The sequence below is a fragment of the Amorphoplanes friuliensis DSM 7358 genome (assembly GCF_000494755.1).
Classification (GTDB): domain Bacteria; phylum Actinomycetota; class Actinomycetes; order Mycobacteriales; family Micromonosporaceae; genus Actinoplanes; species Actinoplanes friuliensis.
This window is the reverse complement of sequence record NC_022657.1, coordinates 2,148,178-2,174,447: the sequence shown is the minus strand read 5'-3', so window position 1 is coordinate 2,174,447 and position 26,270 is coordinate 2,148,178. Positions and strand designations below refer to the sequence as shown.

Genomic DNA, 26,270 nt, shown 5'->3' with positions numbered 1-26,270 from the left:
GACGCGTCGGCCGAGGCACGTCGCGCGTAAACAACACGTATGTAGTTTGCTGCCCGCCGCAAGGCTACCGCAGCGTGTTTCGCATCCCGAGCAAAGAAGTGCCGATCCGTACGTGTGTCGCGCCGTACCGGACAGCGTCCTCGAGGTCGCCACTCATGCCCGCCGAAACGACCGTCGCGTCGGGATGGTCGGCGCGCAGCCGCTCGGCCAGGCCGGCCAGGTCCGCGAACGCGCGGGCCGGCTCCCAGCCGCGCGGCGCGACAGCCATCACGCCACCGAGTCGCAGGCCCTCGGCCTCCTGCACCGCTGCCGCGACCCGCCACAGGTCCCGGTCGGGCTCGGCCGCACCGTCGATCGCGCCACCCCGGGCGGGATCACCGTCGATGCTGACCTGCACGAGCACGTCCAGCGGGCGCTCCCGCAGCCGTGCCGCCGCGGTGGACAGTGCCCCGGCCAGGCGCATCGAGTCCACCGATTCGACGACGTCGGCGTACGTGACGACCGACTTCGCCTTGTTGCGCTGCAGCTGGCCGACAAAATGCCAGCGCAGTGGTTCGTCCACGGCGGCCGCCTTGGCGGCGGCCTCCTGGTCCTTGTTCTCACCGACGTCCGTGACGCCGAGCCCGGCGAGCAGCACCACATCGCTCGCCGGGTAGGTCTTGGTGACCGCCACCAGGGTCACCGACCCCGGATCCCGGTTCACCGCCGCGCAGGCACGCCCGATGCGCCGGCGCACCTCGTCGAGCGAGGCCGCCAGTTCATCGCGGCGTGTCGTCAAGCGATCAGGAGCCGTTCTTCAGGAAGTCCGGCACGTCGACGTCGTCGAAGAGCACCCGGCGCGGCGGCGGGGTGGTCTGCGCGGGCGGCGACGGTGGTGTCACCGGCACCGGTGCGGTCGGAGTGACCGCGGGCGGCGACGCGGGCGCCGGCACCTTGTTGCGGACGGGTGCCTCGGCCGGCTTGTAGGAGGGCGTGCCCCCGTCGAAGCCGGCGGCGATGACCGTGACCCGGACCTCGTCACCCAGGGCGTCGTCGATGACGGCACCGAAGATGATGTTGGCGTCGGGGTGGGCCGCATCGGTGACCAGCTGCGCCGCGTCGTTGATCTCGAACAGACCGAGGTCGGAACCACCGGCGATCGAGAGCAGTACGCCGCGCGCACCGTCCATGCTCTGCTCGAGCAGCGGGCTGGAGATCGCCTTCTCGGCGGCCTCGACGGCGCGGTTGTCGCCGCGCGCGCTGCCGATGCCCATGAGTGCGCTGCCCGCGCCGCTCATGACGCTCTTGACGTCGGCGAAGTCCAGGTTGATCAGACCCGGCGTGGTGATCAGGTCGGTGATGCCCTGAACGCCGGACAGCAGCACCTGGTCGGCCTGGCGGAACGCGTCCATCATGCTGATGCCGCGGTCGCCGAGCGCGAGGAGCCGGTCGTTCGGGATGACGATGAGCGTGTCGCACTGGTTGCGCAGCTCGTCGATGCCCTGCTCGGCCTGGACCTGGCGGCGCTTGCCCTCGAACGAGAACGGCCGGGTGACCACGCCGATGGTCAGGGCGCCCAGCTTGCGGGCGATGTTGGCGACGACGGGCGCGCCACCCGTACCGGTGCCACCGCCCTCGCCGCAGGTGACGAAGACCATGTCGGCGCCCTTGAGCACCTCTTCGATCTCGTCGCGGTGGTCCTCGGCGGCGTTCTTGCCGACATCCGGCTGTGCACCGGCGCCGAGGCCCCGGGTCAGCTCACGGCCGACGTCGAGCTTGACGTCGGCGTCGCTCATCAGGAGCGCCTGGGCATCGGTGTTGATCGCGATGAATTCGACTCCCTTGAGCCCAACCTCGATCATGCGGTTCACGGCGTTGACGCCGCCGCCACCGATGCCTACGACCTTGATGACCGCAAGGTAGTTGTGCGGAGGTGTCATCGGGCTCAGCCTTCCCTTCCAGGGTTTTCGGTGTCGAGGGCCCCAGCGGCCCGGCCAAGAACCGCCATCGACATCCGCTCCGTACAAGGGAGGGCGAGGAAACCCTCACCCTCTACTAGAGGCTTAGTGTTATGTCAACTACTCAACCTCTCGTGGGCAACGTAAGCGGAGGCCAGGCGACAACCAAGGACCGACGCGGCGTGTCGGCGTCCGCTTACGTGGCGAGTATCCGACTCAGCCGTAACCTCGGACAGAATGCGCCGTTCCGGCCACTTCGTCCGATTAACGGATCGTGACCACGTCCGGGGCGCTGACATCGATCGTGTCGCCCTTGCGCTCCAGCAGAGCGGTCGCCACGCGCGCTTTGTTCTCGCTCTGGGTGTCGTCTCCCCAGATCACCGTGCGGTCTTTCCGGAGCCCCAGACTGACCTGCGCCGGGGCCGGCACCGAGATCGAGACCAGCTGATCGCGCAGCTCCGCGGTGAGGGCCGACAGAACGATCAGGGCCGAGCGGGTGTTGATGTCCTCCGGGCTCGGTGCGGCCAGCTTGGCCACCGGCAGACCGGACGGCCGCTTCGAGACGGTCCGGTAGGCGACGCCCTCCGCGTCGATGAGGGTGAACTCCTCACCGGCGGGCACGGCCGCTACCGGGCTCCGCTCGACGACCTCGATGACGATCGTCGACGGCCAGCTGCGGGAGACGATCGCGCGGTCCACCGGGGGCAGGGCCTCGACGCGGCCCCGGATCCGGTCCAGGTCGGCGCCGGCGAGCGGCTGGTCCATGCGTACGGCCGCGGCCTGCTCGACCTGCAGGGCCGAGAGTGACTCGGTGCCCACCACGTCGACGGAGCGCACGCCGAGCACCGAGGTGCCGTAGACCATCCAGACGAGGGCTCCGACGACCAGGACGACACCGGCGGAGACCGCCCACGGCAGCGCGGCGCGGAGCCGGCGCCGGCGGGCACGGGCCATGAACCGCCGGACGGAGGTCGGGACGGCATCCGTGTCCGCCCGCACCAACCGCCAGCTCCGCCCGCCCCCGCCGTCGCTCATCGTCCTCGTTCCCCGCTTGTCAGGCCTCGGCCAGCGCGGCCAGCAGCTCGTCGCCCATCATGGAGATCGGCGGTGCGCCCATGGTGACCACGACGTCGCCGGGCCGGCTGCGCCGCACGACCTCGGCCGCCACGTCCTCCCACGACGGCACGAAGACCTTGTGCTCGGGGCTCAGGTCGATGGCCGCGGTCAGCGCCACACCACCCTCGCCGGGGCCGCGCTGCTCACCCGGTCCGAAGACCTCCATGACGATGACCTCGTCGGCGATCGCCAGGCCCTCGGCCAGCTCGCTCTGCAGGTCCCGGGTGCGGTAGACGCGGTACGGCTGGAACACCACCACGAGCCGCCCGTCGCCGGCCACCTCACGCAGGGTCCGGAGCGCCGCCTTCACCGCGGTCGGGTGGTACGCGTACTCGTCGTACACGCGGACCCCCGCGACCGTGCCCTTGCGCTCGAACCGGCGCCGGACACCGGGGAACGAGCTGAGCGCCTCGGTGATCTTCTGGAGCGGCAGCCCGAGACGCATCGCGGTCAGCACGGCGGCGGCGCTGTTGAGGCCCATGTGCCGGCCGGGCAGCGCCAGCTGGATCTCGCCGAGCGGCTTGCCGTCGAGCGTCGCCTGGTAGCGCACACCCTGCACGGACGAGACCACGTCGCTGATGCGCAGGTCGGCACCCTCGGACTCGCCGTACGTGTAGACCGTGCGTCCCGCGGCCCGGAGCCCGGCGATGAGCTCTCCCACACCCTCGTCGTCGATGCAGGTGACCACGAAGCCGTCGGTGTCGGTGAGCTGGGCGAACTCCAGGAAGCCCGCCTTGAGCCCGGCGAGGTCACCCCAGTTGTTGAGGTGGTCGCCCTCGATGTTCGTGATGATCGAGACGTGCGGGCGGTAGATGAGGAACGACTTGTCGCTCTCGTCGGCCTCGGCCACGAAGTAGCTGCCGGAGCCGTGGTGGCCGTTGGAGCCGGCCGCCGAGATCTCGCCGCCGATCACGAACGACGGGTCCTCGCCGGCGTGCTGCAGGATCACCGTCATGATCGAGGTGGTGGTGGTCTTGCCGTGGGTGCCGGCCACCGCGATCGTGCGGCGCCCGGTCATCGCCGCGGCGAGGGCCTCGGAGCGGTGCATGACCCGCAGGCCGCGGCGGCGCGCCTCGACGATCTCGACGTGGTCCTGCGGGATGGCGGTCGAGTAGACGACCGTGTCGACGCCGTCCAGGTTGGAGGCCTCGTGCGCCATGTGCACGGTGCCGCCGAGGGCCCTCAGCGCGGCCAGGGCCGGCCATTCCCGCAGCTCACTGCCGGACACGGGTACGCCCCGGGTGAGCAGCAGGCGGGCCAGGCCGCCCATGCCCACTCCCCCGATGCCGATGAGGTGGACGGTGCCCAGTTCCTCGGCGGTCAACTCACCGGCCGGCGTCAGCTCAGCGGTGTTCACAGCGGCACTCCCCGAATCGAGCAGACAAAGGTCATCGTCCGGCCACCGCTTCGCACACGAAGTCCAGCAGTGCCTCGTCACCGTCACGCCGGCCGTACGAGCCGGCGGCGGCACCCATCGTGGCCAGCCGCTGCGGATCACGGGCCAGCGGGATGATCGTGCGTTCGATCCATTCCGGGGTGAGCTCGGCGTTGTCCACCAGCACACCGCCGCCCGCCTCGACCACGGGCAGCGCGTTGCGCTTCTGCTCCTGGTTGCTGAACGGGTACGGGACGTAGACCGCGGGCATGCCGATCGCGGTGGTCTCCGCCACCGTGATCGCCCCGGCACGGCACAGCATCAGGTCCGCCGCGGCGTAACCCAGCTGCATGTCCGACAGGTACGGCACCACGACGTACGGCACGGGCAGGTCGCTGGGTACCTCGAACGGGTCGTTGCGCCCGCCCTGCACGTGCAGCACCTGGATGCCGGCGTGGGCCAGCTTCTTCGCCGCTCCGGCCACCGCGAGGTTGATCGTGCGGGCGCCCGACGAGCCACCGGAGACGAAGAGCACCGGCAGGTCGGGACGCAGCCCGAAGTGGGCCAGGGCCTGCGGGCGCAGCGCCTGCCGGTCCATCCGGGCGATGGCCGTGCGCAGCGGCACACCGACGACGCGGGCGTCCTTGAGCGACTCGGCCTGCTGCGGCTGGGTCGGGAACCCCACCGCGATGTTCTTGGTGAACTTCATGCCCATCCGGTTGGCGACACCCGGCGGCACGTTGACCTCGTGGATGACGATCGGCAGCTCGCGCCGCCAGGCCGCCAGGTAGGCCGGCACCGACACGTACCCACCGAAGCCGACCACGACGTCCGCCTGCACCTCGTCGAGGATCTGACCCGCGGCGTGCGCCGACTTGTACATCCGGTCCGGGGTGCGCAGCAGATTGAGGTTGATGGAGCGCGGGAGCTGGAAGGCCGGGATGACCCGCAGGTCGTACCCGGCCGGGGGGATCAGCTCGTTCTCCATGCCCTTGGGGCTGCCCAGGGTGGTGATCCGCACCTCGGGGAAGTGGCGTCGCAGGGCGTCGGCAAAGGCGAGCAGCGGATAGATGTGACCGCCGGTGCCTCCTCCGGCGAGCACGACCGACCGCAGCAGACCCATCACCGTCTCCTGTCTCCCCCCGCGTTTGCGGGTGCCCGGTTGCCCGTTTTCTGGGCAGATGGGCGCGACGGACCCGGCCGCCGCGGCGGGGGGAGCGGCGGCAGCGGGGCCCAGACTAGCCGTACCCACCGAGCGGGCGGACGGGCGTGCAGGGCGCGGGCCGCGTCGGGCTCCGCACGGGCGAAGGAGGCGAGCATGCCGATGGCGGCGAGGGTAACGACGAGGGCGCTGCCACCGGCGGAGATGAACGGCAGCGGCAGGCCGGTGATCGGCAGCAGGCCGACCACACCGCCGATGTTGATCACGGCCTGGGCCACCAGCCAGGTGGTGATCGCGGTGGCGGCGAGCCGGCGGAACGGGTCCTCGACGCGGCGGGCGATGCGGAAGCCGGTGTAGGCCAGAACGGCGAACAGCGCCAGGATGACGGCGCAGCCGACCACACCGAGCTCCTCGGCGACCACGGCGTAGATGAAGTCGTTGTCGGCGGCGGGCAGCCAGTTCCACTTGAGAGCGCCCTTGCCCAGCCCGACGCCGAACCAGCCGCCCTCGTAGATCGCTGAGCGGCCCTGCAGGAGCTGGTAGCAGAGGTCCAGGTCGCAGTTCTCCGGCGCCTTCAGGAACGTCGTGAGGCGCAGCAGGCGGTAGTTCTCGGCGCCGTCGGTGCCCGAGCCGGCGCCGCGGGAGGCGGCCGCGATGAGCAGTCCGATGCCGGAGAGGCCGAGCACACCGAGGGCCGCGAAGACCCGCAGGCGTACCCCGGCGGCCCAGAGCAGACCGATGATCAGCGCGAGCAGGACCAGCATCGTGCCGAGGTCGTTGTACCCGACCAGCACGAAGAGCAGGCCGACCACGGGGAACAGCGGCATGGCGAGCTCACGCCAGTGCCCGAGGGAGGCGCCCTTGCGGGCGATGATGTCGGCGCCCCAGAGGACCACGCCCAGCTTGGCCAGCTCCGAGGGCTGCACGCCGACCGGGCCGATGTAGAGCCAGAGCAGCTCGGCGTGCACCGGCCCGAGCCGCGGTGAGTCGACCAGCTTGACCGCCTTGAGCGCCATCAGCAGGTCGAGGATCGCGAGCAGCACGATGGCCGCACCGAGCACGTACTTGCCGAGGAAACGCAGCGTGCCCGAGGGCAGGCGCTGGCACACCCAGAAACCGACCAGACCGAGCACGGCGAAGATCAGCTGGTTGCGGATGGCCGAGAACGCGTTGCCGTCCTGGGCGTACGCCTTCACGCTCGTCGCGGAGAAGACCATGGTCAGGCCGATGAGCAGCAGCAGACCCGAGCTGGCGATCAGCAGGTAGTACGACGACAGGGGCCGGGCGAGGAGCCCATGCACCGCCGGCAGCAGCTGCTGGCTGAGCGATTTCGGCTTCGCAGCGGCTTTCGCGGGCTGCGCTGTGGCGGCCGGCGACACCACCACCGGCCGGCTGTCAGGCTTGTCCTCCCCCATGTCCACCATCATGGTGGCGCGACACGCCAGCCCCGGGATGCGGAGCAGGCGTGTCGCGAGAGATCTATCCCATCACCGACAGGAAGTCGCTGTAGAAGAGGCCGAGACCGATGGCCACGCAGATACCGGCGACGATCCAGAACCGCACCACGATGTTGACCTCGCTCCAGCCCGCGAGCTCGAAGTGGTGCTGCAGCGGCGACATCCGGAACACCCGTTTACCCGTGGTCTTGAACGAGATGATCTGGATCACGACGGACATCGTGATGATGACAAAAAGACCGCCGATGATGATCGACAGCAGCGTCGTACGGGTCGCCATGGCCAGACCGCCGATGAGGCCACCGAGGCCGAGCGCGCCGGTGTCACCCATGAAGATCCGGGCCGGGGACGTGTTCCACCAGAGGAAGCCGACACAGGCGCCGGCCGCCGCCGCCGCGATCAGGGCGACCTCCAGCGGGTCCCGCACCTCGTAGCAGTAGTTGGCGGTGGTCCGGTAGGTGTCGTCACCGCACCAGTGCCTGTACTGCCAGAAACCGATCAGCGAGTACGCGCCGAGCACCAGGATCGAGGCGCCGGTCGCCAGGCCGTCGAGACCGTCGGTCAGGTTGACGCCGTTCGACATCGACATGATGACGAAGACGAAGACGAGCACCGAGCCGACCTTGCCGACGTCGAGGAAGCTGATGTCGCGGATGAACGAGATGTGCTCGCTCGCCACGGTCTGGCCGTTGGTGCTGGGCACGTAGAGCGCCGCGATGCCCAGGCCGCCGCCGACCAGCAACTGGCCGAGCAGCTTGCCCTTCGCGCTCAGGCCCGCGGAGTTGCGCTTGCGGACCTTGATGAAGTCGTCGAGGAAGCCGACCGCGCCGCAGAAGACGAAGAGCCCGAGCAGGACCAGCGCCGTCATGGTCGGCTGGACCTGCGCGATCTGCTCGGTCGGCAGCGTGGTCAGGGCGATGTGACCGGCCACGTAGGCCAGGACCGTGGCGAAGATGAACGCCACACCGCCCATCGTGGGCGTGCCCTTCTTGCCCTGGTGCGTGGCCGGGCCGACGGCCCGGATCGGCTGGCCGGCCTTCAGCGCGGTGAACACGCGGATGGCGACCGGAGTGCCGAACAGCGAGATGATGAACGCGACCGCGGCCGCGACGATGACTGCCCTCACGGGCTTACCTCCTCGGTGGCCGCGTCCGCGCGGAGCGCGTCGGCCACCTCCCACGTCCGGTACCGCGAACCCTTGACCAGCACCACGTCGCCCGGCTGCAGGTCGTCGCGCAGCAGCGCGACGGCCTCGGCCTGATCGGCCGCCAGGACGGCCTCACCCTTGAAGGCGGGCACCGTTGCCGCGCCCTGCAGGATCGGGGCGGCGTCACCGGCGACCGCGACGAGCCGGTCGACACCCAGCTCGGCGGCGAGCCGGCCCACCTCCTGGTGGCCGGAGATCTCGTGCTCACCGAGCTCGGCCATGAAGCCGAGGACGGCGATCGTGCGCCGGCCCTCTCCCATCGCCGCCAGCGCGCGCAGCGCCGCGGCGGTCGAGGACGGGTTGGCGTTGTAGGAGTCGTCGATGACCGTGACACCGTCGGCGCGGTCGAAGACGTCCATCCGGCGGCCGGAGACGATCCCGACCTCGCCCAGGGCGGCGGCCACGGCGGCGGGACCCATCCCGGCCTCCAGCGCGACGGCCGCGGCGGCCAGCGTGTTGCCGACCTGGTGGCGGCCGGTCACCGCCAGGCGCACCGGCGCCGACCCCGAGGTCGTCACCAGCGTGTACGCGGCCCGCCCGCGATCGTCCAGCGTGACGTCCTCCGCGCGTACCGTGGCGGCGGCAGCCTCACCCACCAGGACCACCCGCGCGCCGGTGCGGGCCGCCATGGCCGAGACCAGGGGGTCGTCGGCGTTGAGGATCGCGACGCCGGTGTCGTCGAGCGCCTCGACCAGCTCTCCCTTGGCCTGCGCGGTGCCCTCGACCGACCCGAACTCGCCGATGTGCGCGGCGCCGACGTTGAGCACCACGCCGATCCGCGGGCGCGCCATGTCGGTCAGGTAGCGGATGTGGCCGATGCCCCGGGCGCCCATCTCGAGCACCAGGAAGCGCGTGGCCGGCGTCGCCTTCAGCACCGTGTAAGGGAAGCCGAGCTCGTTGTTGAGCGAACCGGCCGGCGCCACGGTCTCACCGAGGTGGGCCAGCAGCTGGCCGATGTAGTCCTTGGTCGTGGTCTTGCCGGACGACCCGGTCAGCCCGACGACAACCAGGTCGGGAAGCCGGGTCACCACGACGGCGGCCAGCGCGGCGAGCGCCCGCAGCGGGTCGTCGACGACGATTCCCGGCTGCCCGGTGTCCCGGGTGCCGAGCACACCGGTCGCACCCGCGGCGATCGCGCCCGCGGCGAAGTCGTGGCCGTCGACCTTCTCGCCCGCGAAGGCCACGAAGAGCCCGCCGGGCAGCAGGGCCCGGGTGTCGTACTCGACCCCGCCGGTGACGGTCGCGGCCGGGTCGGCGTTGACGAGGTGCCCGCCCGTGATCGCGGCGATCTCGTCCAGCGTCATGCGGATCAAGCGGCACCACCCGGGCGCGCGGCCAGTGCGGCGGTCAGCTCGACCCGGTCGTCGAACGGCAGCACCTGGCCGTTCACCTCCTGGCCCCGCTCGTGTCCCTTGCCCAGCACCGCCACCACGTCCCCGGTGCCGGCCAGGCGCACCGCCTCGTCGATGGCGGCCCGGCGGCCCTCCACCTCGATGATCTTCGCCGCGGCACCGGCCTGCTCGGCGCCCTGCCGGACGGCCGCGCGGATGCCGGCCGGGTCCTCGGTGCGCGGGTTGTCGTCGGTGACCACGACCAGGTCGGCGCCGCGGGCGGCGGCCGCACCCATCAGCGGGCGCTTGCCGCGGTCACGGTCGCCACCGGCGCCGATGACACAGACCAGGTGACCTCCGCGGGCCGTGGCCAGCTCCCGCAGGGCGGCCAGGGCGGCGACGATCGCGTCGGGCTTGTGCGCGTAGTCGACGACACCGAACACGTCGCCGGGCGAGTCGACACGTTCGAGCCGGCCGGGCACACCCTTGCAGGCCGCGATGCCGTCGGCGGCGACCTGCGGGTCGATCCCGGCGGCGACCAGCGACGCGAGGGCCAGCAGCGCGTTCGCGACGTTGTGCCGGCCGGGCAGCGCCACTCCGGCCGCCACCGGCCCCGCAGGCCCGTACGCGGTGAAGCGCTGACCGAACGCATCCCCGGCGATGTCACCGGCGGACCAGGTCGCGTCCCGGTCACCGGCCGCGGAGTAGGTGATCGTGGCCGGCTTGTGCAGCGGCGCGAGGGCCGGCTCGTCGGCGTTGAGCACCTCGAAGCGGCAGCGGCCGTCGAAGAGGCGGGCCTTGGCGGCGAAGTAGTCGTCGGCGTCGGCGTGGAAGTCGAGGTGGTCCAGCCCGAAGTTGGTGTAGCCGCCGACCGTGAACCGGACACCGCCGACCCGGCCCATGACCAGCGCGTGGCTGGACACCTCCATCACGACCGCCGTGACACCCCGCTCGAGGGCGGACGCCAGGATCGCGTGCAGGTCGGTGGCCTCGGGTGTGGTGCGCACGCTCTGCACGACCAGGTCACCGAGGCGGGTCTCGACGGTGCCGATCAGGCCCGTGGTCAGCCCGGCGGCCTGCAGCCCGGACTCGACCAGGTACGCCGTGGACGTCTTCCCGGCCGTACCGGTGAGACCGATGACCGTGAGCCGCTCGGTGGGATCGCCGTAGATCCGGGAGGCGGCCACGCCGAGCACCTCGCGGGGATCCTCGGCGACGAGGACCGGCAGACCGGCCGCGACCGCCGCGTCGTGACCGGCGGCGTCGGTCAGGACGGCGAGCGCCCCGGCCTCGACCGCACCCGCGACGAACTCGGCGCCGTGCCGGTTGGCACCCGGCAGCGCGGCGTAGAGGTCGCCGGGGCGGACCTCGTTGCTGGCGTGCGTCACGCCGGTGACCTCGGCGTCCGCACCGGTCAGACGAGCACCGATGAGGGCCGCGAGGTCGGCCAGCCGGGTAGGCCGGACGCTTCTGGGACGGGGAATGCCGGACACGGCGTCAGACCCTACCCGGTGTCCCGGATCCGACTGCGAACGCCATGGGCGCGCCTACTGCTTCAGCTTGAAGGTCTGCGGTTCCGTGCCCGACGGCGGCACCTTGAAGTGCCGCAGAGCGGACGCCATCATCTGGCTGAAGGCGGGCGCGGCCACGTCGCCGCCGGTGCCGTCGGCCACGTCGGCGAAGACCCCGATCACAAAACGGGGGTTGTCGGCCGGCGCCATGCCGATGAACGAGCCGGCGTTGTGCTTGGTGTAACGGCCCTCGACCAGCATCTTGCCGGTGCCGGTCTTGCCGGAGATGCGGTACCCGTCGACGGCGGCGCGGGCGCCCGTACCGCCCTTGGCGTCGACGACCGACTCCATCATGGTCCGCAGCTGGGCCGCGACCTCGGGGCTGAGCACCTCGTGGGTCTCGGGGGCCGGCGTCGGGATGACCTTGCCGTCCTTGCCCGAGATCGTGGCCTGGATCAGCCGGGGCTGGATGTAGACGCCGTCGTTGGCGATGGCCGCGTACCCCGCCGCCATCTGGATCAGCGTGGCGTCGACGCTCATGCCGATCGGCACCGAGCCCCACGCCGAGCCGCTCCACTCGTCCGGGGCGAGCAGCCGTCCCGTGGCCTCACCCGGCATGCCCTCGTTGGTCGCCTGGCCCAGGCCGAACCGGCGCTGGTACTCGTACAGCTTCTCCTTGCCGAGCTTCTGCGCGATGCGGATCGTGCCGATGTTCGACGAGTAGGCGAGCACACCCGGAATGGTCAGCTTGGTGCCGGCCGGGAACCTGTGGGTGTCGGAGAACGGCTCCCCGCCGAGGATCAGCCCGGGGCCGACCGTCACGGTCGAGTCCGGGGTGATGACACCCTCCTGCAGGGCGGCGCCGATGGTGAACGCCTTGTGCGTCGAGCCCGGGTCGGCGATGACGCTGCTGGCGACGTCCTCACGCTCGGTCGGCTTGAAGTCGAACGGCTTCGCCGCGTTGTACGCCGGATAGCTGGCCTGCGCGAGCACCTCACCGGTGTGCGTGTCGATGACCACGGCGGCGCCGATGGTGGCGTCGACCTTCTCCATCTGGCGGCTCAGGATGCCCTGCACCTCGTACTGGAGGTCGCGCTCGATGGTCAGCTGGATCGACGAGCCGGGCTTCGCGGGCTGGAAGGAGCTGTAACCGCCCGGGATCTCCTTGGCGAGCATGCCCTTCTGGACGTCCGGGTTGCCGCGCTCGAACACCCGCTTGCCGTCGGTACCGCGCAGCAGGTCGTCGTACCGGGCCTCGAGACCTTCCAGGCCGGAGTGGTCCTCGCCGGTGAAGCCGATGAGGTTCGCGGCCAGGTCGGCACCGGGCACGTCGCGGCGTTCGTCACGGTCGGAGCTGATGCCGGCCAGGTTCATCCCGGCGATCCGGTCGGCCACGGCGATGTCGACACCCCGGGCCAGGTACTCGAAGCGGGAGGCGCCGCCACCGGGACGCTTCTTCTTCGCCATCAGCTGCATCAGCCGCGACGGGGCGATGCCGAGCAGCGGCGACAGCTTCGCCGCCGTGCCGGGGGCGTCGTTGACCAGCTCCGGGTCGGCGTAGATGTACCGCGCCTCGACGCTGTGCGCCAGCACCGCGCCCGAACGGTCCAGGATGCTGCCGCGCGGTGCGGGCAGGGTGACGTCGGTGAGGCGGCTCTTGCGCTGCTCGAGCAGGCTGTGCGCCGACGCGGGCGTCTCGACGACCTGGAGCACGACGAGGCGTACCCCGATCGTCACGAACAGCGCGAGCGCCAGCACGGTGCCCAGCCGCAGCCGGCGTGTGCTGTTGGCGAGCTTCGGCGGCTCGGCCGGGACCGCGGGTGCGGGCCGTCGCGAGACGGGCCGGGCCGGCGGTGCGGGCCGGCCGGGGCGCGCGACCGGCGTCCGTCGTGGTCCCGCCGGGACCGCGACCTTCCGCTCGCGGGCGATCCGGGCACTCGCTTCGGTACGGGTGGCAGCCGCGCCCCTGCGCGGGTTCGCGGTCGAGCGCGAGCGGGCGGCACCGGCGGTGGTGCGGCCGCCCCGCCGCGGCGCGTCGTCCCACTCGTCGTCGTCCTGCGGGGCTGGAGCGGTCACGCCCCGGCTGTTACGGGCCCTGGGCTCGCGGTCCTGCTTGTCACGCCCACGGCGCTGCGGGGGCGGTGGCTCCTCCTCGGCCTCGCGCCGCCGGTCACGGGCGGGCCGTCCACCGTCGAGCACCTGCAGCGCCGGACGGAACGGGTCGGTGTTGCGGCCGGTACGCGGCGACCGTGTGCGCTGGTCCCCCTCGCGCACGGTCCGGCCCCGCGGGGTGTACGCCCGCGCGTCGCCGATGCCGCCGAAACCACGGGCCCGGTCGTCGTCGCGTCCGGAGCCTTCCGCCGATGGCAGGTCACGCGAAGCGCCGCGCCGGGGCTCCTGGCCCCGGCGCGGCGTCTCGTCGGAACGCGGCGACACGCTTACCGTCCGGTCGCCGAAGTGGCGGCGGAGTCCTGCGCGGTCACGGCGACCTCACCGGTGGCCGGCTTCGGCACACCGAGGATCTTGCCGTCGGGCAGCCGGATGTAGGCGGGGCTGTCCGCCTTGACCAGGCCCAGCCGGCGGGCGGCCGCGTCGAGGCTGCCCGGGCTGTTGTTGGCGGCGATCTGGTTCTCCAGATCCTGCTGCTGCGAGTCCAGCTTCTTCTGCTGCTGCTGAAGCGTGTCGATGCGGAACGAGTTCTCCGCGGTCTTGGTGTTGATCAGCAGGATGCCGATCACACCGGCCACGACCACCGCGACCACGAGCGCGATGAACGGCGCGCGAGGCGCGTTGATCGGTGCCGGCGGCGCGACCCGCAGCCGGGGACGCGCAGCCGTCTCGTGCTGCTGCTCGGCCGTCAGCTTGAGGGCGGCGCTGCCCTCGGTGGCGCCGACGGTCGGGTAGTGGCGCGCCCCCCGGGCGCCACCGCCCGTCGTGGCGCCGGTCTTCGCGGCGGGCTTGCGCCCGCCCTGGCCAACCTGCTCCGCGGTCCGGCCCCCCGACCGCGCAGTGGTGATGCGCTCGCTCATGCCCCTCCCCCTCCTGGTGTTCCCCCGGGCGTAACCGCCCTTGTCCCCCGTGCGTTACAAGCATTCGGGGCCGTTCGCGGCGGCCCGTCCAGCCCGGTCCTACTTGTCGATCTTTTCCGCCGCGCGCAGCTTCACCGAAGCCGCTCGCGGGTTCTCCGCCACTTCCGCCTCGCTGGGCGGCTCCGACCCGCGGGTCAGCAGTCGCACCGAAGGTCCGGTCCCGGGCAGCTCGACCGGCAGGTCGATCGGCCCGGTGCTGCGTGCCCTCGCGGTGAGGGCGCGCTTCACGATCCGGTCCTCCAGTGATTGATACGACATCACCACAAGGCGCCCTTTCGGGGCCAACAAGTCCAATGCCGCCGGTACGGCGGACTCGACTGCGGCGAGCTCCGCATTTACCTCAATACGTAACGCCTGAAACGTTCTTTTCGCGGGATTTCCACCCGTTCGCCGCGCGGCGGCCGGGATCGCGTCCCTGACCAGGTCCGCGAGCGCCGACGACGAGACGATCCGTGACTTGGATCTCTGCTTGACGATCGCCGAGACGACCCGCGTCGCGAACTTCTCCTCGCCGTACACCCGCAGGATGCGGACGAGCTCGCCCGGCTCGTAGCCGTTGACGACCTCCTCCGCGGTGATCCCCCGCGACTGGTCCATCCGCATGTCGAGCGGTGCGTCCCGCGAATAGGCAAAACCCCGGTCGGGTTCGTCGAGCTGCAGCGAGGACACGCCGAGATCGAAGAGCCCACTGTGGAACGCCGGAAGACGGAGGCCGGCCAGCACGTCCGGCAGCTCGTCGTAGACCGCGTGCACGAAGTGCACCCGATCGCCGAAACGGGCCAGCCGGTGCCGGGAGTGCGCGAGAGCCTCGGTGTCCCGGTCGAGTCCGATGAGGACCACGTCCGGGTACCGCTCCAGCACGGCCTCGGCGTGCCCGCCCAGGCCCAGCGTGAAGTCGACGTGCACCGCGCCCGGCAGGACCAGGGCGGGGGCGAGCAGCTCGAGGCAGCGCTCGAGCAGCACCGGCACGTGTGTGCCGCGAAGCTCCCCCATGTCGACCCCCATTGCCTGCTCTTTCCGCGCTCACCCGGTGTCCTGCGACGACCGGTCGTCTGTCCGTACCGCCAGATCCCCATCCGCTCGTGCCCGTTGCCTTCGGGCGCGCCCGACCGGACACACGCCTGGCACCGGGGAAGAGGCGCCAGGAGCGGGAGCGGCTGGAGATCTCGCAGTACGGCGGCAGCGACGTCCGGACCGTGTCGACGGCCCACAGGTGCCACGCCTCACAGTCCGCCGGGCAGCACCCCCTCCTCGATGTCGGCGAACTCGTCCTCGCTCGCCGAGAGGTACTGCTCCCAGGACTGCTTGTCCCAGATCTCCACCCGCGTGCTCGCGCCGATCACGACGAGCTCACGATCCAGCGCCGCGTACTCCCGCAAGTGGCCCGGGATGGTGACCCGGCCCTGCTTGTCGGGGATCTCGTCGTGCGCGCTGGCGAAGAACACCCGGCTGTAGGCCCGGGCGGCCTTGTTCGTGACCGGTGCCTCACGGAGCTGCCCCGCGATGCGCTGGAACTCGGGCATCGGGAAGACGTAAAGGCAACGTTCCTGCCCCTTGGTGATCACGACACCTCCCGCCAGTTCGTCACGGAACTTCGCCGGGAGGATCAGCCGGCCCTTGTCGTCGAGGCGCGGGGTGTGAGTGCCGAGAAACATCGGCCTGACCCCCCTGCCCCCGGCGGTTTCGCGGACCGCCTGTCGTCTGGGCCGGCAACCCCCTCGGAGTCAGCTCCTCAGGCCCTGCCACTGCGCTCCACTCTACTCCACTTCCCTCCACTCGCAACAAGAATGGACCGGTCTGCGAAGCCGATTCGCGGATGAATGCGCACGTCAGAGCCGGTGAGGTGGAAGTGGAGGGGTTCGGGCCTCCGACCATGGTCCACTTTCCGACATGCCGCCCAGGCGGGCACGAAAGTCCCCAGAAATCGGGCGTTCTTTACCGCCCGCGAACCCTCCTCCCGCGATCCGGGGAGCGAAGTGGAGGGAATACGACAGTGGGGCGTGACCCGAAACGGGTCACGCCCCACTGACTCTCGTACTGCTCTTACTACTTCACTGCTCTACCTCACGCGGCGACGAGGCGGCGCACGACGTAGTTCTTGCTCCAGATCTTGTGCTTGCCGACCCGGGCGCCCGAGTGCGGCGAGTCCCACATGTACCCGTTGCCGGCGTAGATGCCGGCGTGGGTGCCGTAGGAACCCGACCGGACGACGATCAGGTCGCCGATCTTCTTCTTGCTCTTGGCGACCGCCTTGCCGTACTTCTGCTGCGAGTTCGCCTTGTGCGGGAGCTTCTTACCCGTCGTCTTCTTGTAGACGTACTGGGTGTAGCCCGAGCAGTCGAAGCGCTTGGGGCCCGAGGCACCGAACTTGTACAGCGCGCCCTTGTGCTTCTTCGCCTGGGCGAGAACCTTCGCCCCGCTGCTCTTCACCGTGATCTTGATGGCCCCGCTGGTCGCCCAGCGGATGTTCGTGGCCCCGGTGTACTGCGTGCGGAAGTAGCCGGTGATGTGCGGCTCCGCGGTGAGCTTCACCGTCCCCTTCGAGGACAGCTTCTTCGTCACCCAGGTGCGCCACTTGCCGTCTCGCTTGGCCTGGAGGCGTACCGAACCGCGGGTGACGACCTTGCCGGTCTTCGGGTCGATCACCTTGGCGGTGACGCTGACCTTCTTGCCCCACGCGACGGAGCGGGTCGCGGAGTTGGTGATCTTCGGCTTGACCGCCGGCGCCGCGGCTGCCGCCGTGACGACGGGAGCGGCGGATGCCGCCGGCGTACCGATCAGCTGGCCGGCGCAGAGGCACGCACCCAGGGACAGTGCGATGGTTCCGGTTCCGGGCATGCGGCGGCCACGGCTCGAACTGCGTTCGTGCACGGTAGAGATATCCCTCCGGCACGCCTGCGAGGTTAGCTGTCGGGTTCGGGCGGGAAGGTGTGCCCGGTCGCCAAAAGGTGACTTCACCCCAAGGTCCGCAACTGCCGGACCGGATCTGGGTCCCCCGTCCCTGCCCCCGTATGCCTGTGTGGTTGAAGCTGCTTCCGTGGTCGTGCCGCGCGGACCGGGGCAGGGCTCGGCGTGGTCCGGTGCGGTACGAGCGGCGAGCGGATGCTCACCGGCAGGGACCTTGCTACCCGATTTCCGGGCCGACTGTCGGGCCTTGCTTGGTTACGCAGCGTATTTGGCATACCGGAGCCTGTCCGGTTTGTAACCACCCCGTGACAAATGCCAGCGCTTTGCGTAGTTCTGTGATCACGCTCCGGTGAAGGTTACGGGTGAAACACAACACACAAAAAGCCGCAGCAGGGTGGATCATGCGCGTGTCCGAGGTCGGGAGATTGCCGTCGCAAACGCCCCCAGCGGGCCAAACACGACGCCGGGCGGCGGGGTGGAGATCATCCGTTCGGCCGAGCTTCGGCCTGCGGACCCCTCCCAGGCCGCGCGGGCCGCTCCACCACTCGACGTAGTGTCCGTTTCCGGTACCCTCGTCGCCGTGACGGACGGGAAATTGCCCCTACGGGCCAAGGTCGCGACCTCCGTGTCGCGAACCGCTGCGGCGCTCTCTCGGGCCGCGGGACGCGGTGACGGCTCGGTGATCGGCGGGTGGATCGGTCTCAAGATCGATCCTGACCTGCTCAGGAACCTCGCCGCCGGCCGTGCGATCGCGCTCGTGTCGGGCACCAACGGCAAGACCACCACGACCCGGTTCACCGCCGCCGCCCTCGGCGTCCTCGGCCCGGTCGCCACCAACTCCTTCGGCGCCAACATGCCCACCGGGCACACCTCGGCGCTGGCCAAGGCCGGTGCCACCCCGTTCGCGGTCCTCGAGGTCGACGAGCACTACCTCGCCCGGGTGATCGACGAGACCACCCCGCGTGTGGTCGCCTTGCTCAACCTGTCCCGCGACCAGCTCGACCGGGCGAAGGAGGTGGCGATGATGGCGCAGATGTGGCGCACCGCCCTCGCCGCCCACCCCGACATCCACGTCGTCGCGAACGCGGACGACCCGATGGTCGTCTGGGCCGCGATCAACACCGCCAATGTCGTCTGGTTCAGCGCCGGTCAGCGCTGGCACGACGACTCCTTCGTCTGCCCCGAGTGCGGCTCCCCCATCGAGCGCGCCAACGGCGAATGGTGGTGCACCGGCTGCCCGCTGCGCCGCCCCCAGGCCCAGTGGACCGTCGAGGACGAGGGTGTCCTCGACCCCAAGGGCGACTGGCACCTGGTCAAGCTCCAGCTCCCCGGACAGGTGAACCTCGGCAACGCCGCCACCGCGCTGGCCGTCGCCGCCGAGTTCGGCGTCCGGCCCATAGAGGCCGTCCCCCGCCTGGCCGGTGTCGCCTCGGTGGCCGGCCGGTACGCCCAGGTCGAGCGCGACGGCCGCAACATCCGGCTGCTGCTGGCCAAGAACCCCGCCAGCTGGCTCGAGGCCTTCGACATGGCCGAGGTGGCTCCGACACTGCTCTCCATCAACGCCCGGGACCCCGACGGCTTCGACACGTCGTGGCTCTACGACGTCGACTTCTCCCCTCTGCGCGGGCGGCAGGTCCTGATCACCGGTGACCGGGCCTACGACCTCGCCGTACGACTGGAAGTGAACGATGTGGCCTTCCGCCACGTGACTACCTTCGACGAGGCAGTGCGGGCGAGCCCGCCGGGACGCCTCGAAGTGATCGCGAACTACACGGCGTTCCAGGACATCCGAGCGGAGTTGGACCGTGTCAACTGAGAGCACCCTCCGGATCGTCTGGATCTACCCGGACCTGCTTTCCACGTACGGCGACCGCGGCAACATGCTGATCCTCGGCCGCCGCGCCGCCCAGCGGGGCATCCCGGTGGAGACGTACGAGGTCCGCTCGGACCAGGCCATGCCCACCACCGCCGACATCTACCTGATCGGTGGCGGTGAGGACGGCCCGCAGGCGCTCGCAGCCCAGCGCCTGATCGCCGACGGCGGCCTCCACCGCGCCGTCCACCAGGGCGCGGCCGTGCTGGCCGTCTGCGCGGGTTACCAACTCTTCGGTCGCTCGTTCTTCGCCAAGGGAGCCCAGTGCGCCGGGCTCGACCTGATGGACCTGTACTCCGACCGGGGCGAGACCCGCGCGGTCGGCGAAGTTCGCGGCGACATCGATCCGCGGCTAGGGTTGCCCCCGTTGACCGGTTTCGAGAACCACGGCGGCCGCACCCACCTGGGCCCCGGCGTAGCCCCCCTGGCCCGCGTCACAGCAGGCATCGGCAACGACAGCCAGACCGAGGGCGCCTGGCACGGCAAGATCCTCGGCACGTACGCCCACGGCCCCGCTCTCGCTCGCAACCCAGCTATAGCCGATCTGCTACTGCGTTGGGCGATCGGCGCGGATAGTCTTCAACCGCTCGACGACACCTGGGCCGACCGGCTCCGAGGCGAGCGACTCGCCGCAGCCGGCGCCGCATGACCCGCACCTCAGTCCTCGACCGACGAGAAGTAGGGACACGCCTGCATGACTGACACCCTGATCGCCCCGCGGGGCATCACAACCCCCGCCACGGACCCTCAGGTCAGCACGCAGCCCTCAACCGGCTGGCGCCACCGCGCCCTCCGCTTCGGCGTCCTCGGCGCCGTCGTGGCAGGCCTCGGCGTCGCCGCCGCCGTCCTCCCCCTGCAGGCCATCGCCGACTCGGTGGTCGCCCTCGGCCCCGCCGCCGCCGTGGCGATCGCCGTGGTCGGCGGCCTGCTCCTCTCGGTCCTGGTCCCCCCGCACCGCCATCACCCTGGCCTGCGGCGCCCTCCTCGGCCCCGCCACCGGCGCAGTCACCGCCCTGGCCGCAGCCATCATCGCCGCAGTCGCCACCTACTACGCAGGCCGCTGGGCCGGCCGCGGCGCCCTCGGCTCCCGCGCGGGCGGCAAGCTCGAGCGCCTCGACGGCTGGCTCAACCGCCGCGGCCTGTCAGCGGTGCTGCTGGTCCGCTTCCTGCCGCTCGCACCGTTCGGCCTGATCGGCTACGCCTACGGCACGACCTCGGTCTGCCGCAAGCGCTACCTCCTCGGCACCACCCTCGCTTCGGTCCCGTCCGCGGTTTCGTACGCCGTGATCGGCGCGGCGGTGACGTCGCCGGGCTCGATGAACCCGCTGACGCTGGCCCCGGCCGCGATCGGCATCGGCCTCACGACGACGATCGTCCTGCGCTGGCGCCTCGCGGCCCGTCGCAACGCCGCCGCTCTCGCCACTGCCTGACCCTCAACCACCGAAAAGGCCCGCCACTGGCGGGCCTTTTTCGCATCCACCCCCGGTACTCAAGTTGTGCTGGTCAACCCACCTCAGCAGCGGGGCGCCCCCAAGCGCTCCAACGGCTCGGTCCCCTGACGCGCCACCGCACCGCACCCCGCCATCGCCCGGCGGCCGTCGACCACGCCCAACTTCCTTGAAGTCGGGCCCTCCGGCGCCACGGAAGGCCCAACTTCCGCGAAGTTGGGCCTTAGGGCCGCCCTGGAAGGCCCAACTTCACCGAAGTTGCGCTGATCAACCCACCTCAACAGCGCGGGACCAACGAGCACCCCAGCACCTGCCCCGACGCCTCACGGCACCGCCAACACGCCTAAGAGTGCCCACCCACCAACCCAGCCCGGCCGCCGGCTGTGCCCACCTTCCTTGAAGTCGGAGCCACCAGGCGGCGCAGAAGGCCCAACTTCATCGAAGTTGTGCTGATCAACCGACCCTCAGGCCGCCCCGAAGGTTCTGCCCTCCAGGAGCAGGTAGCCGGCGCGGCGGCGCCAACCGCTCCAACGGCTTGGCCCCTGACGCCTCAAAAACCGCCACCACACCGTCGAACGGCCCACCCGCCGTCCGTGGATCTCCGCCACGCGGTGTGTCCGCAGCCCTGGCCGCCGTCCGCGCCGCACCCGGCTCGTCGGCCACGCCCAACTTCCTTGAAGTCGGGCCTCAGGCGCCATGGAAGGCCCGCCTTCGCGGAAGTTGGGCCTCCACCCGCCTTGGAAGGCCCAACTTCGCGGAAGTCGGGCCTTCCGCCCACCCTGGAAGGCCCGACCTCACGGAAGCTGGGCCTTCCGCCCGCCCAGGAAGGCCCAACTTCACCGAAGTTGCGCTGATCAACCCACCTCAACAGCGCGGGACCGCCGAGCACCCCAGCACCTGCCCCGACGCCTCACGACACCGCCAACACGCTTCAGAGCGCCCACCCAGCCGGACCGCCGGGCTGTGCCCAACTTCCTTGAAGTCGGGGCCTCAGAGCGCCACAGAAGGCCCACCTTCGCGGAAGTTGGGCCTTCCGCCTGCCCTGAAAGGCCCGACTTCACGGAAGTTGTGCTGATCTACCCTTCTCAGGCCACCGCCGAAAGTTCCGTCTCCAGCAGCGGGTTCCCGGCACGGCGGCGCCAAGCGCTCCAACGGCTTGGCCACCCCTCGCCGCGCCGCGACCCCGCCGTCAAACGGCCCACCCAGCCGCCCGTCGACCGCCGGCCACGCCCAACTTCCTTGAAGTCGGGGCCTCAGAGCGCCACGGAAGGCCCAACTTCCGCGAAGTCGGGGCCTCAGAGCGCCACGGAAGGCCCAACTTCCGCGAAGTTGGGCCTTCCGGCCGCTCCGGAAGGCACAGCTTCAAGGAAGTTGGGCATGATCAAGAGGGTGAACAGCCGGAGTCTTGGGTCGGCCGCTCAGCGCTCGACCGGGGCCGAAACAAACTCTTCCGCTGCCGAGCCCCACCCCACCAGCCCCGAACCGCAGACCGATTCGGCGTAGGCGCGGCCAGGACGCCGGGCACAGGTAGGTGGGGTCAGGAGAGGGCGGCGAGGTCGGTGAAGTACGCGGGGTAGGTCTTGGCGACGCAGCCCGGGTCCGCGATCTCGATCCCCGGCGACCGCAGCCCGAGCAGCGACATGCTCATAGCCATCCGATGATCGTCATACGTGGCGATCCGCGTAGGCCGCGGCGCCCCGGGCCGAATGGTGAAGCCGTCCTCATCCTCGGTAGCGTCGATGCCGGCCCGGCGCAGCTCGGTCACCACGGCGGCGAGGCGGTCGGTTTCCTTACGGCGGATGAAGCCGATCCCGCGGACCCGCGTCGGCGAGCTCGCGTACACCGCGACCGCCGCCAACGTCTGCGCCGTGTCCGAAATATCAGACATGTCGACGTCGACGCCGCGCAAAGGGCCGCTGATACGGACGGTCAGCGAGTCCGAGGTGCGGGAGACCTGGGCCCCCATCTGTTCGAGGACGTCCGCGAAGCCGACGTCACCCTGCAGGCTGCCAGTGCCAAGGCCGTCGATCGTCACGCGGCCGCCGGTGACTGCGGCCGCGCCCAAAAAGTAGGACGCGGCGCTCGCGTCGGGTTCGATGGCGTAGTCGGTCGGGCGGTAGGAGCCCGGGGTCACGGTCAGACCTTCCACCGGTACGCCAAAGGCCGCCATCACCGCCTTGGTCATCTCGACGTAGGGCACCGACACCAGCGCCGAGGTCAGTTCGACGTCGAGGCCGTCGGTCATCAGCGGGCCGGCCATGAGGAGGCCGGACAGGAACTGGCTGGAGATGTGGCCGCTGACGCGTACCGGGCCGCCGCGCAGCGGGCCTTGGACGGTGGCGGGCAGGAACGAGTCGCTGGAGACGGAGGCGCCGACGTCGCGGAGCGCGGACAGCACGGGCCCGAACGGCCGGGATCGGAGCTGCTCAGACCCGTCGACCACCGTACGGCCGGGGCGCAGGGCCGCGGCCGGGAGGATGAAGCGGGATGTGGTGCCGGAGTACCGGGCGTCGACCGCAGCGTCCGTGGTGCCGAGTCGCGGGTCCACGCCTGTCACCGTGACGGTCGCGGCTTCCGGGTCGGCGGCGACGGTTGCGCCGAGCGCCGAGATCGCGCCGAGCATCGCCAGGGTGTCGTCGGCGAAGAGGACGCCGGTCAGCGTCGACGTGCCCGGGGCCAGGGCGGCGCAGAGGAGCGCGCGGTTGGTGATGCTCTTCGAGCCGGGCGGGCGTACCGAGGTGTCCAGGGGTGCGGTCAGCGGGGTGATGGGCAGGACTTGCGGGAGTTCGGGCACAGCAGAGAGTCTTCCGGGCACCGGTGCCCACGCCTGGACGTGTGGGTACCGGTGCCCGGAATGTGGAACCGGGGTCAGACGACGACGCTGACCAGGCGGCCCTTGACGACGATGACCTTGCGGGGTTCGCGGCCCGCCAGGACTTCGGCGATCGACTCCAGCGCTGCTGCGCGTACCAGATCCTCGGTCGTGTCGGGCGCGACCTCGACCCGGCCGCGGACCTTGCCGTTCACCTGGACGGGGTAGGTGATCGACTCGGCGACCAGGTGGGCCGGGTCGGCCACCGGGAACTCCGTGTAGGCCAGGGTGCCGTCGTGGCCCAGCTTGCGCCACAGCTCCTCGGCCAGGTGCGGGGCGAACGGCGACATCATCAGCACCAGCGGCTCGATCGCCTCCCGTGACGCCGTTCCCAGCGGGGTCAGGGTGTTGGTCAGCTCGATCAGCTTGGCGATGGCGGTGTTGAAGCGCAGCTCGTCCATGTCGGTGCGGACGCCGTCGATGATCCGGTGCAGGACGCGCCGGGTCTTGGCGTCCAGCGGGTCGTCGGTGACCCGGACGGCGCCGGTCTCCTCGTCGACGACCAGGCGCCAGACCCGCTGCAGGAAGCGCTGCGAGCCGACGACCGCTCGGGTGTCCCAGGGGCGCGAGACGTCCAGCGGGCCCATCGCCATCTCGTAGACCCGGAACGTGTCGGCGCCGTACTGCTCGCTCATCTCGTCCGGGGTGACGACGTTCTTCAGGCCCTTGCCCATCTTGCCGTACTCGCGGGCGACCTCGGCGTCACCCAGGTACCACTTGCCGTCCCGCTCGACGACGTCGTCGGCGGGCACGATCATCCCGCGGGCGTCACGGAACGCGTACGCCTGGATGTAGCCCTGGTTGAACAGCTTGCGGAACGGCTCGAAGGACGAGACGTGACCCAGGTCGAACAGGATCTTGTGCCAGAAGCGGGCGTACAGCAGGTGCAGGACCGCGTGCTCGACACCGCCGACGTACAGGTCGACGCCGCCCGGGTCGCCCTGGCGCTGCGGGCCCATCCAGTAGGCCTCGTTGTCCGGGTCGACCAGGACCTTGTCGTTGTGCGGGTCCAGGTAACGCAGCTCGTACCAGCAGGAGCCGGCCCACTGCGGCATCGTGTTGGTCTCGCGGGTGTACTGCTTGGGGCCGTCACCCAGGTCCAGCTCGACGTTGACCCAGTCCTTGATCCGGGACAGCGGCGTCTCCGGGGTCGAGTCGGCGTCGTCCTGGTCGAACGTGCGCGGCGAGAAGTCGTCCGTGTCGGGCAGGACCACGGGCAGCATCGAGTCGGGCAGCGCGATCGGCAGGCCGGTCTCGTCGTAGACGATCGGGAACGGCTCGCCCCAGTACCGCTGCCGGCTGAACAGCCAGTCACGCAGGCGGAACGTGGTCGCGCCGCGGCCGTGGCCCTTCTCCTCCAGCCAGGAGGTCATCGACGCCTTCGCGTCGACCATGCCCATGCCGTTCAGGAACTCGCTGTTGATCACCACGCCGTCGCCGGTGAAAGCGCCGTCGTGGTCGTCCGGGGTCTCGATGGTACGGATGACGGGCAGCTCGAACGTCTGGGCGAAGTCCCAGTCGCGCTCGTCGTGGCCCGGCACCGCCATGATCGCGCCGGTGCCGTACCCGGCCAGCACGTAGTCGGCGATGAACACCGGGATGCGCGCGCCGTTGACGGGGTTGGTCGCGTAGGCGCCCGTGAAGACACCCGTCTTGACCTTGGCGTCGGCGGTCCGCTCCTCCTCGGTCTTCGCGGCGGCCTCCGCCCGGTACGCGGCGACAGCCGCCTCCGGGGTGCCGTGCCCACCGGTCCACGCGTCCTTGGTCCCCTCGGGCCAAGCAGCCGGGACGATCGAGTCGACCAGGCCGTGCTCGGGTGCCATGACCATGTAGGTGGCGCCGAACAGCGTGTCGGGACGCGTGGTGAAGACGGAGATCGTGTCGTCGCCGTCCATCGGGAAGTCGACGTGCGCACCGCGCGAGCGGCCGATCCAGTTGCGCTGCATCAGCTTGACCGGCTCCGGCCAGTCCAGGGCGTCCAGATCCTCGACCAGACGATCCCCGTACGCGGTGATCCGCATCTTCCACTGCTTCAGGCTGCGCTGGAAGACGGGGTAGTTGCCGCGCTCGCTGCGGCCCTCGGGCGTGACCTCTTCGTTGGCCAGCACCGTGCCCAGGCCGGGGCACCAGTTGACCGGGGCCTCGCTGACGTAGGCCAGGCGGTAGTCGTTGATCACCGCACGCTGCTCGGCGGGCGACAGCGCCGACCACTCACGGCCGCCGGGCACGGCACGCTCGCCGGAGGCGAACTGGTCCACCAGTGTCGCGATCGGGCGGGCCTTGCGCAGCGACGGGTCGAACCACGAGTTGAACACCTGCAGGAAGATCCACTGGGTCCACCGGTAGTACTCCGGGTCCGTGGTGGAGAAGGTGCGGCGCTCGTCGTAGGCCAGGCCCAGGCGGCGCAGCTGGCCGCGGTACCGCTCGACGTTCGCCTCGGTCGTGGTCCGCGGGTGGGTGCCGGTCTGGACCGCGTACTGCTCGGCGGGCAGGCCGAACGCGTCGAAGCCCATCGGGTGCAGGACGTTGTATCCCGCCATCCGCTTGTAGCGGGTGTAGGAGTCCGTGCCGATGTAGCCCAGCGGGTGCCCGACATGCAGGCCGGCACCGGACGGGTACGGGAACATGTCCTGGACGTGCAGCTTGGGCGCACCGGCCCGGGGGTGGTCGGGATCGGCCAGCTCACCGGCGGGGTTCGGCGCGAAGAACGTGCCGTTGTCGGCCCAGAAGGCCTGCCAGCGGGGCTCGATCTCGGCGGCCATGGCCGCTGTGTAGCGGTACGGCGGGACGTCCGCGTTGGTCTCGGACTCGCTCATCGTCACCATCTCGTTCTTGTGAAGTCAGTGGACAGGGTCGCCTACTTCAGGGCATAAAAAAGCCCCTCTCGCAGGAGGGGGCGCCGCGCTGTTCTCTGCTAGGAGATCAGTGCGGCCAGCTAAGAAGCAGGAAAGACCGAGCCATGGGTACACCTTACCGCGAGCACTA

At 70.6% G+C, this 26,270-nt stretch carries 20 protein-coding genes and 1 riboswitch; of the genes, 3 read left to right on the top strand and 17 right to left on the bottom strand.

Annotated elements, in window-relative coordinates:
- Positions 1–64: 64 nt before the first annotated feature.
- The 14 genes from AFR_RS10135 to AFR_RS10070 form a co-directional block, all read right to left on the bottom strand.
- The gene (locus tag AFR_RS10135; protein ID WP_023360033.1) at positions 65–778 is read right to left on the bottom strand and encodes a YggS family pyridoxal phosphate-dependent enzyme; all 714 of its coding nucleotides are present in this window, start codon (positions 776–778) and stop codon (positions 65–67) included.
- A gap of 4 nt (positions 779–782) precedes the next feature.
- Positions 783–1,919: a cell division protein FtsZ gene (gene ftsZ / locus AFR_RS10130; protein WP_023360031.1), complete on the bottom strand. Its 1,137-nt coding sequence runs from the start codon at positions 1,917–1,919 to the stop codon at positions 783–785.
- 282 nt (positions 1,920–2,201) lie between these two features.
- On the bottom strand, positions 2,202–2,972 hold the full coding sequence (locus tag AFR_RS10125; protein ID WP_041840753.1) for a cell division protein FtsQ/DivIB: 771 nt from the start codon (positions 2,970–2,972) through the stop codon (positions 2,202–2,204).
- 19 nt (positions 2,973–2,991) lie between these two features.
- Positions 2,992–4,410, bottom strand: coding sequence for a UDP-N-acetylmuramate--L-alanine ligase (gene murC, locus AFR_RS10120; protein ID WP_023360027.1), 1,419 nt, complete (start codon positions 4,408–4,410; stop codon positions 2,992–2,994).
- A 31-nt stretch (positions 4,411–4,441) separates the two neighbouring features.
- A complete protein-coding gene (gene murG, locus AFR_RS10115) occupies positions 4,442–5,551 on the bottom strand; it encodes an undecaprenyldiphospho-muramoylpentapeptide beta-N-acetylglucosaminyltransferase (protein ID WP_023360025.1) in 1,110 nt (369 codons plus the stop codon).
- A complete protein-coding gene (locus AFR_RS10110; protein WP_023360023.1) occupies positions 5,551–7,005 on the bottom strand; it encodes an FtsW/RodA/SpoVE family cell cycle protein in 1,455 nt (484 codons plus the stop codon). Before AFR_RS10110 ends, murG begins: the two co-directional genes overlap by 1 nt.
- A 64-nt stretch (positions 7,006–7,069) precedes the next feature.
- Positions 7,070–8,173: a phospho-N-acetylmuramoyl-pentapeptide-transferase gene (mraY, locus tag AFR_RS10105; protein WP_023360021.1), complete on the bottom strand. Its 1,104-nt coding sequence runs from the start codon at positions 8,171–8,173 to the stop codon at positions 7,070–7,072.
- Positions 8,170–9,567, bottom strand: a complete 1,398-nt coding sequence (locus tag AFR_RS10100) for a UDP-N-acetylmuramoyl-tripeptide--D-alanyl-D-alanine ligase (protein ID WP_041840751.1) — start codon at positions 9,565–9,567, stop codon at positions 8,170–8,172. Before AFR_RS10100 ends, mraY begins: the two co-directional genes overlap by 4 nt.
- Entirely contained in the window at positions 9,564–11,078 is a 1,515-nt protein-coding gene (locus tag AFR_RS10095) for a UDP-N-acetylmuramoyl-L-alanyl-D-glutamate--2,6-diaminopimelate ligase (RefSeq protein ID WP_023360017.1), read from the bottom strand. The genes AFR_RS10100 and AFR_RS10095 overlap by 4 nt, the downstream gene beginning before the upstream one ends.
- Positions 11,079–11,132: 54 nt before the next feature.
- On the bottom strand, positions 11,133–13,532 hold the full coding sequence (locus tag AFR_RS10090) for a peptidoglycan D,D-transpeptidase FtsI family protein (protein ID WP_023360015.1): 2,400 nt from the start codon (positions 13,530–13,532) through the stop codon (positions 11,133–11,135).
- Between the two features lie 2 nt (positions 13,533–13,534).
- The gene (gene ftsL / locus AFR_RS10085; protein WP_023360013.1) at positions 13,535–14,125 is read right to left on the bottom strand and encodes a cell division protein FtsL; all 591 of its coding nucleotides are present in this window, start codon (positions 14,123–14,125) and stop codon (positions 13,535–13,537) included.
- Between the two features lie 99 nt (positions 14,126–14,224).
- On the bottom strand, positions 14,225–15,190 hold the full coding sequence (gene rsmH, locus AFR_RS10080) for a 16S rRNA (cytosine(1402)-N(4))-methyltransferase RsmH (protein ID WP_023360011.1): 966 nt from the start codon (positions 15,188–15,190) through the stop codon (positions 14,225–14,227).
- Positions 15,191–15,408: 218 nt separating this feature from the next.
- Positions 15,409–15,840, bottom strand: a complete 432-nt coding sequence (gene mraZ / locus AFR_RS10075; protein ID WP_023360009.1) for a division/cell wall cluster transcriptional repressor MraZ — start codon at positions 15,838–15,840, stop codon at positions 15,409–15,411.
- A gap of 409 nt (positions 15,841–16,249) precedes the next feature.
- Positions 16,250–17,023 carry a C40 family peptidase gene (locus AFR_RS10070; protein ID WP_023360007.1) on the bottom strand — a complete coding sequence of 258 codons (774 nt, stop codon included), beginning with the start codon at positions 17,021–17,023 and terminating at the stop codon, positions 16,250–16,252.
- A 39-nt stretch (positions 17,024–17,062) separates the two neighbouring features.
- Positions 17,063–17,226: riboswitch (cyclic di-AMP (ydaO/yuaA leader) on the bottom strand.
- A gap of 461 nt (positions 17,227–17,687) precedes the next feature.
- On the opposite strand from AFR_RS10070, the gene AFR_RS10065 reads away from it, so the two are divergent.
- Together AFR_RS10065 and AFR_RS10060 are read left to right on the top strand one after the other, a co-directional pair.
- Complete coding sequence (locus AFR_RS10065; RefSeq protein ID WP_041841983.1) at positions 17,688–18,908, top strand: Mur ligase family protein; 1,221 nt, start codon at positions 17,688–17,690, stop codon at positions 18,906–18,908.
- Positions 18,898–19,614, top strand: coding sequence for a type 1 glutamine amidotransferase (locus tag AFR_RS10060; RefSeq protein WP_023360003.1), 717 nt, complete (start codon positions 18,898–18,900; stop codon positions 19,612–19,614). Before AFR_RS10065 ends, AFR_RS10060 begins: the two co-directional genes overlap by 11 nt.
- Before the next feature lie 117 nt (positions 19,615–19,731).
- On the opposite strand, the gene AFR_RS47715 is transcribed toward AFR_RS10060, so the two are convergent.
- Entirely contained in the window at positions 19,732–19,920 is a 189-nt protein-coding gene (locus AFR_RS47715) for a hypothetical protein (protein WP_238547259.1), read from the bottom strand.
- 4 nt (positions 19,921–19,924) lie between these two features.
- On the opposite strand from AFR_RS47715, the gene AFR_RS47710 reads away from it, so the two are divergent.
- Entirely contained in the window at positions 19,925–20,395 is a 471-nt protein-coding gene (locus AFR_RS47710; protein WP_338012115.1) for a TVP38/TMEM64 family protein, read from the top strand.
- A 1,555-nt stretch (positions 20,396–21,950) separates the two neighbouring features.
- On the opposite strand, the gene aroA is transcribed toward AFR_RS47710, so the two are convergent.
- Together aroA and leuS are read right to left on the bottom strand one after the other, a co-directional pair.
- Complete coding sequence (gene aroA, locus AFR_RS10050; RefSeq protein WP_023359997.1) at positions 21,951–23,207, bottom strand: 3-phosphoshikimate 1-carboxyvinyltransferase; 1,257 nt, start codon at positions 23,205–23,207, stop codon at positions 21,951–21,953.
- 74 nt (positions 23,208–23,281) lie between these two features.
- Positions 23,282–26,101 (bottom strand): leucine--tRNA ligase, encoded by a 2,820-nt coding sequence (gene leuS / locus AFR_RS10045; protein WP_023359995.1) that lies wholly within the window; start codon positions 26,099–26,101, stop codon positions 23,282–23,284.
- Positions 26,102–26,270 lie beyond the last annotated feature (169 nt).

What these genes read in the sequence shown, in the direction of transcription:
- leuS (WP_023359995.1), bottom strand. Translation starts at nt 26,101, where the DNA reads ATGAGCGAGTCCGAGACCAACGCGGACGTCCCGCCGTACCGCTACACA.
- mraZ (WP_023360009.1), bottom strand. Translation starts at nt 15,840, where the DNA reads ATGTTTCTCGGCACTCACACCCCGCGCCTCGACGACAAGGGCCGGCTG.
- murG (WP_023360025.1), bottom strand. Translation starts at nt 5,551, where the DNA reads ATGGGTCTGCTGCGGTCGGTCGTGCTCGCCGGAGGAGGCACCGGCGGT.
- AFR_RS10110 (WP_023360023.1), bottom strand. Translation starts at nt 7,005, where the DNA reads ATGGGGGAGGACAAGCCTGACAGCCGGCCGGTGGTGGTGTCGCCGGCC.
- ftsZ (WP_023360031.1), bottom strand. Translation starts at nt 1,919, where the DNA reads ATGACACCTCCGCACAACTACCTTGCGGTCATCAAGGTCGTAGGCATC.
- AFR_RS10125 (WP_041840753.1), bottom strand. Translation starts at nt 2,972, where the DNA reads ATGAGCGACGGCGGGGGCGGGCGGAGCTGGCGGTTGGTGCGGGCGGAC.
- rsmH (WP_023360011.1), bottom strand. Translation starts at nt 15,190, where the DNA reads ATGGGGGTCGACATGGGGGAGCTTCGCGGCACACACGTGCCGGTGCTG.
- ftsL (WP_023360013.1), bottom strand. Translation starts at nt 14,125, where the DNA reads ATGAGCGAGCGCATCACCACTGCGCGGTCGGGGGGCCGGACCGCGGAG.
- AFR_RS10070 (WP_023360007.1), bottom strand. Translation starts at nt 17,023, where the DNA reads ATGCCCGGAACCGGAACCATCGCACTGTCCCTGGGTGCGTGCCTCTGC.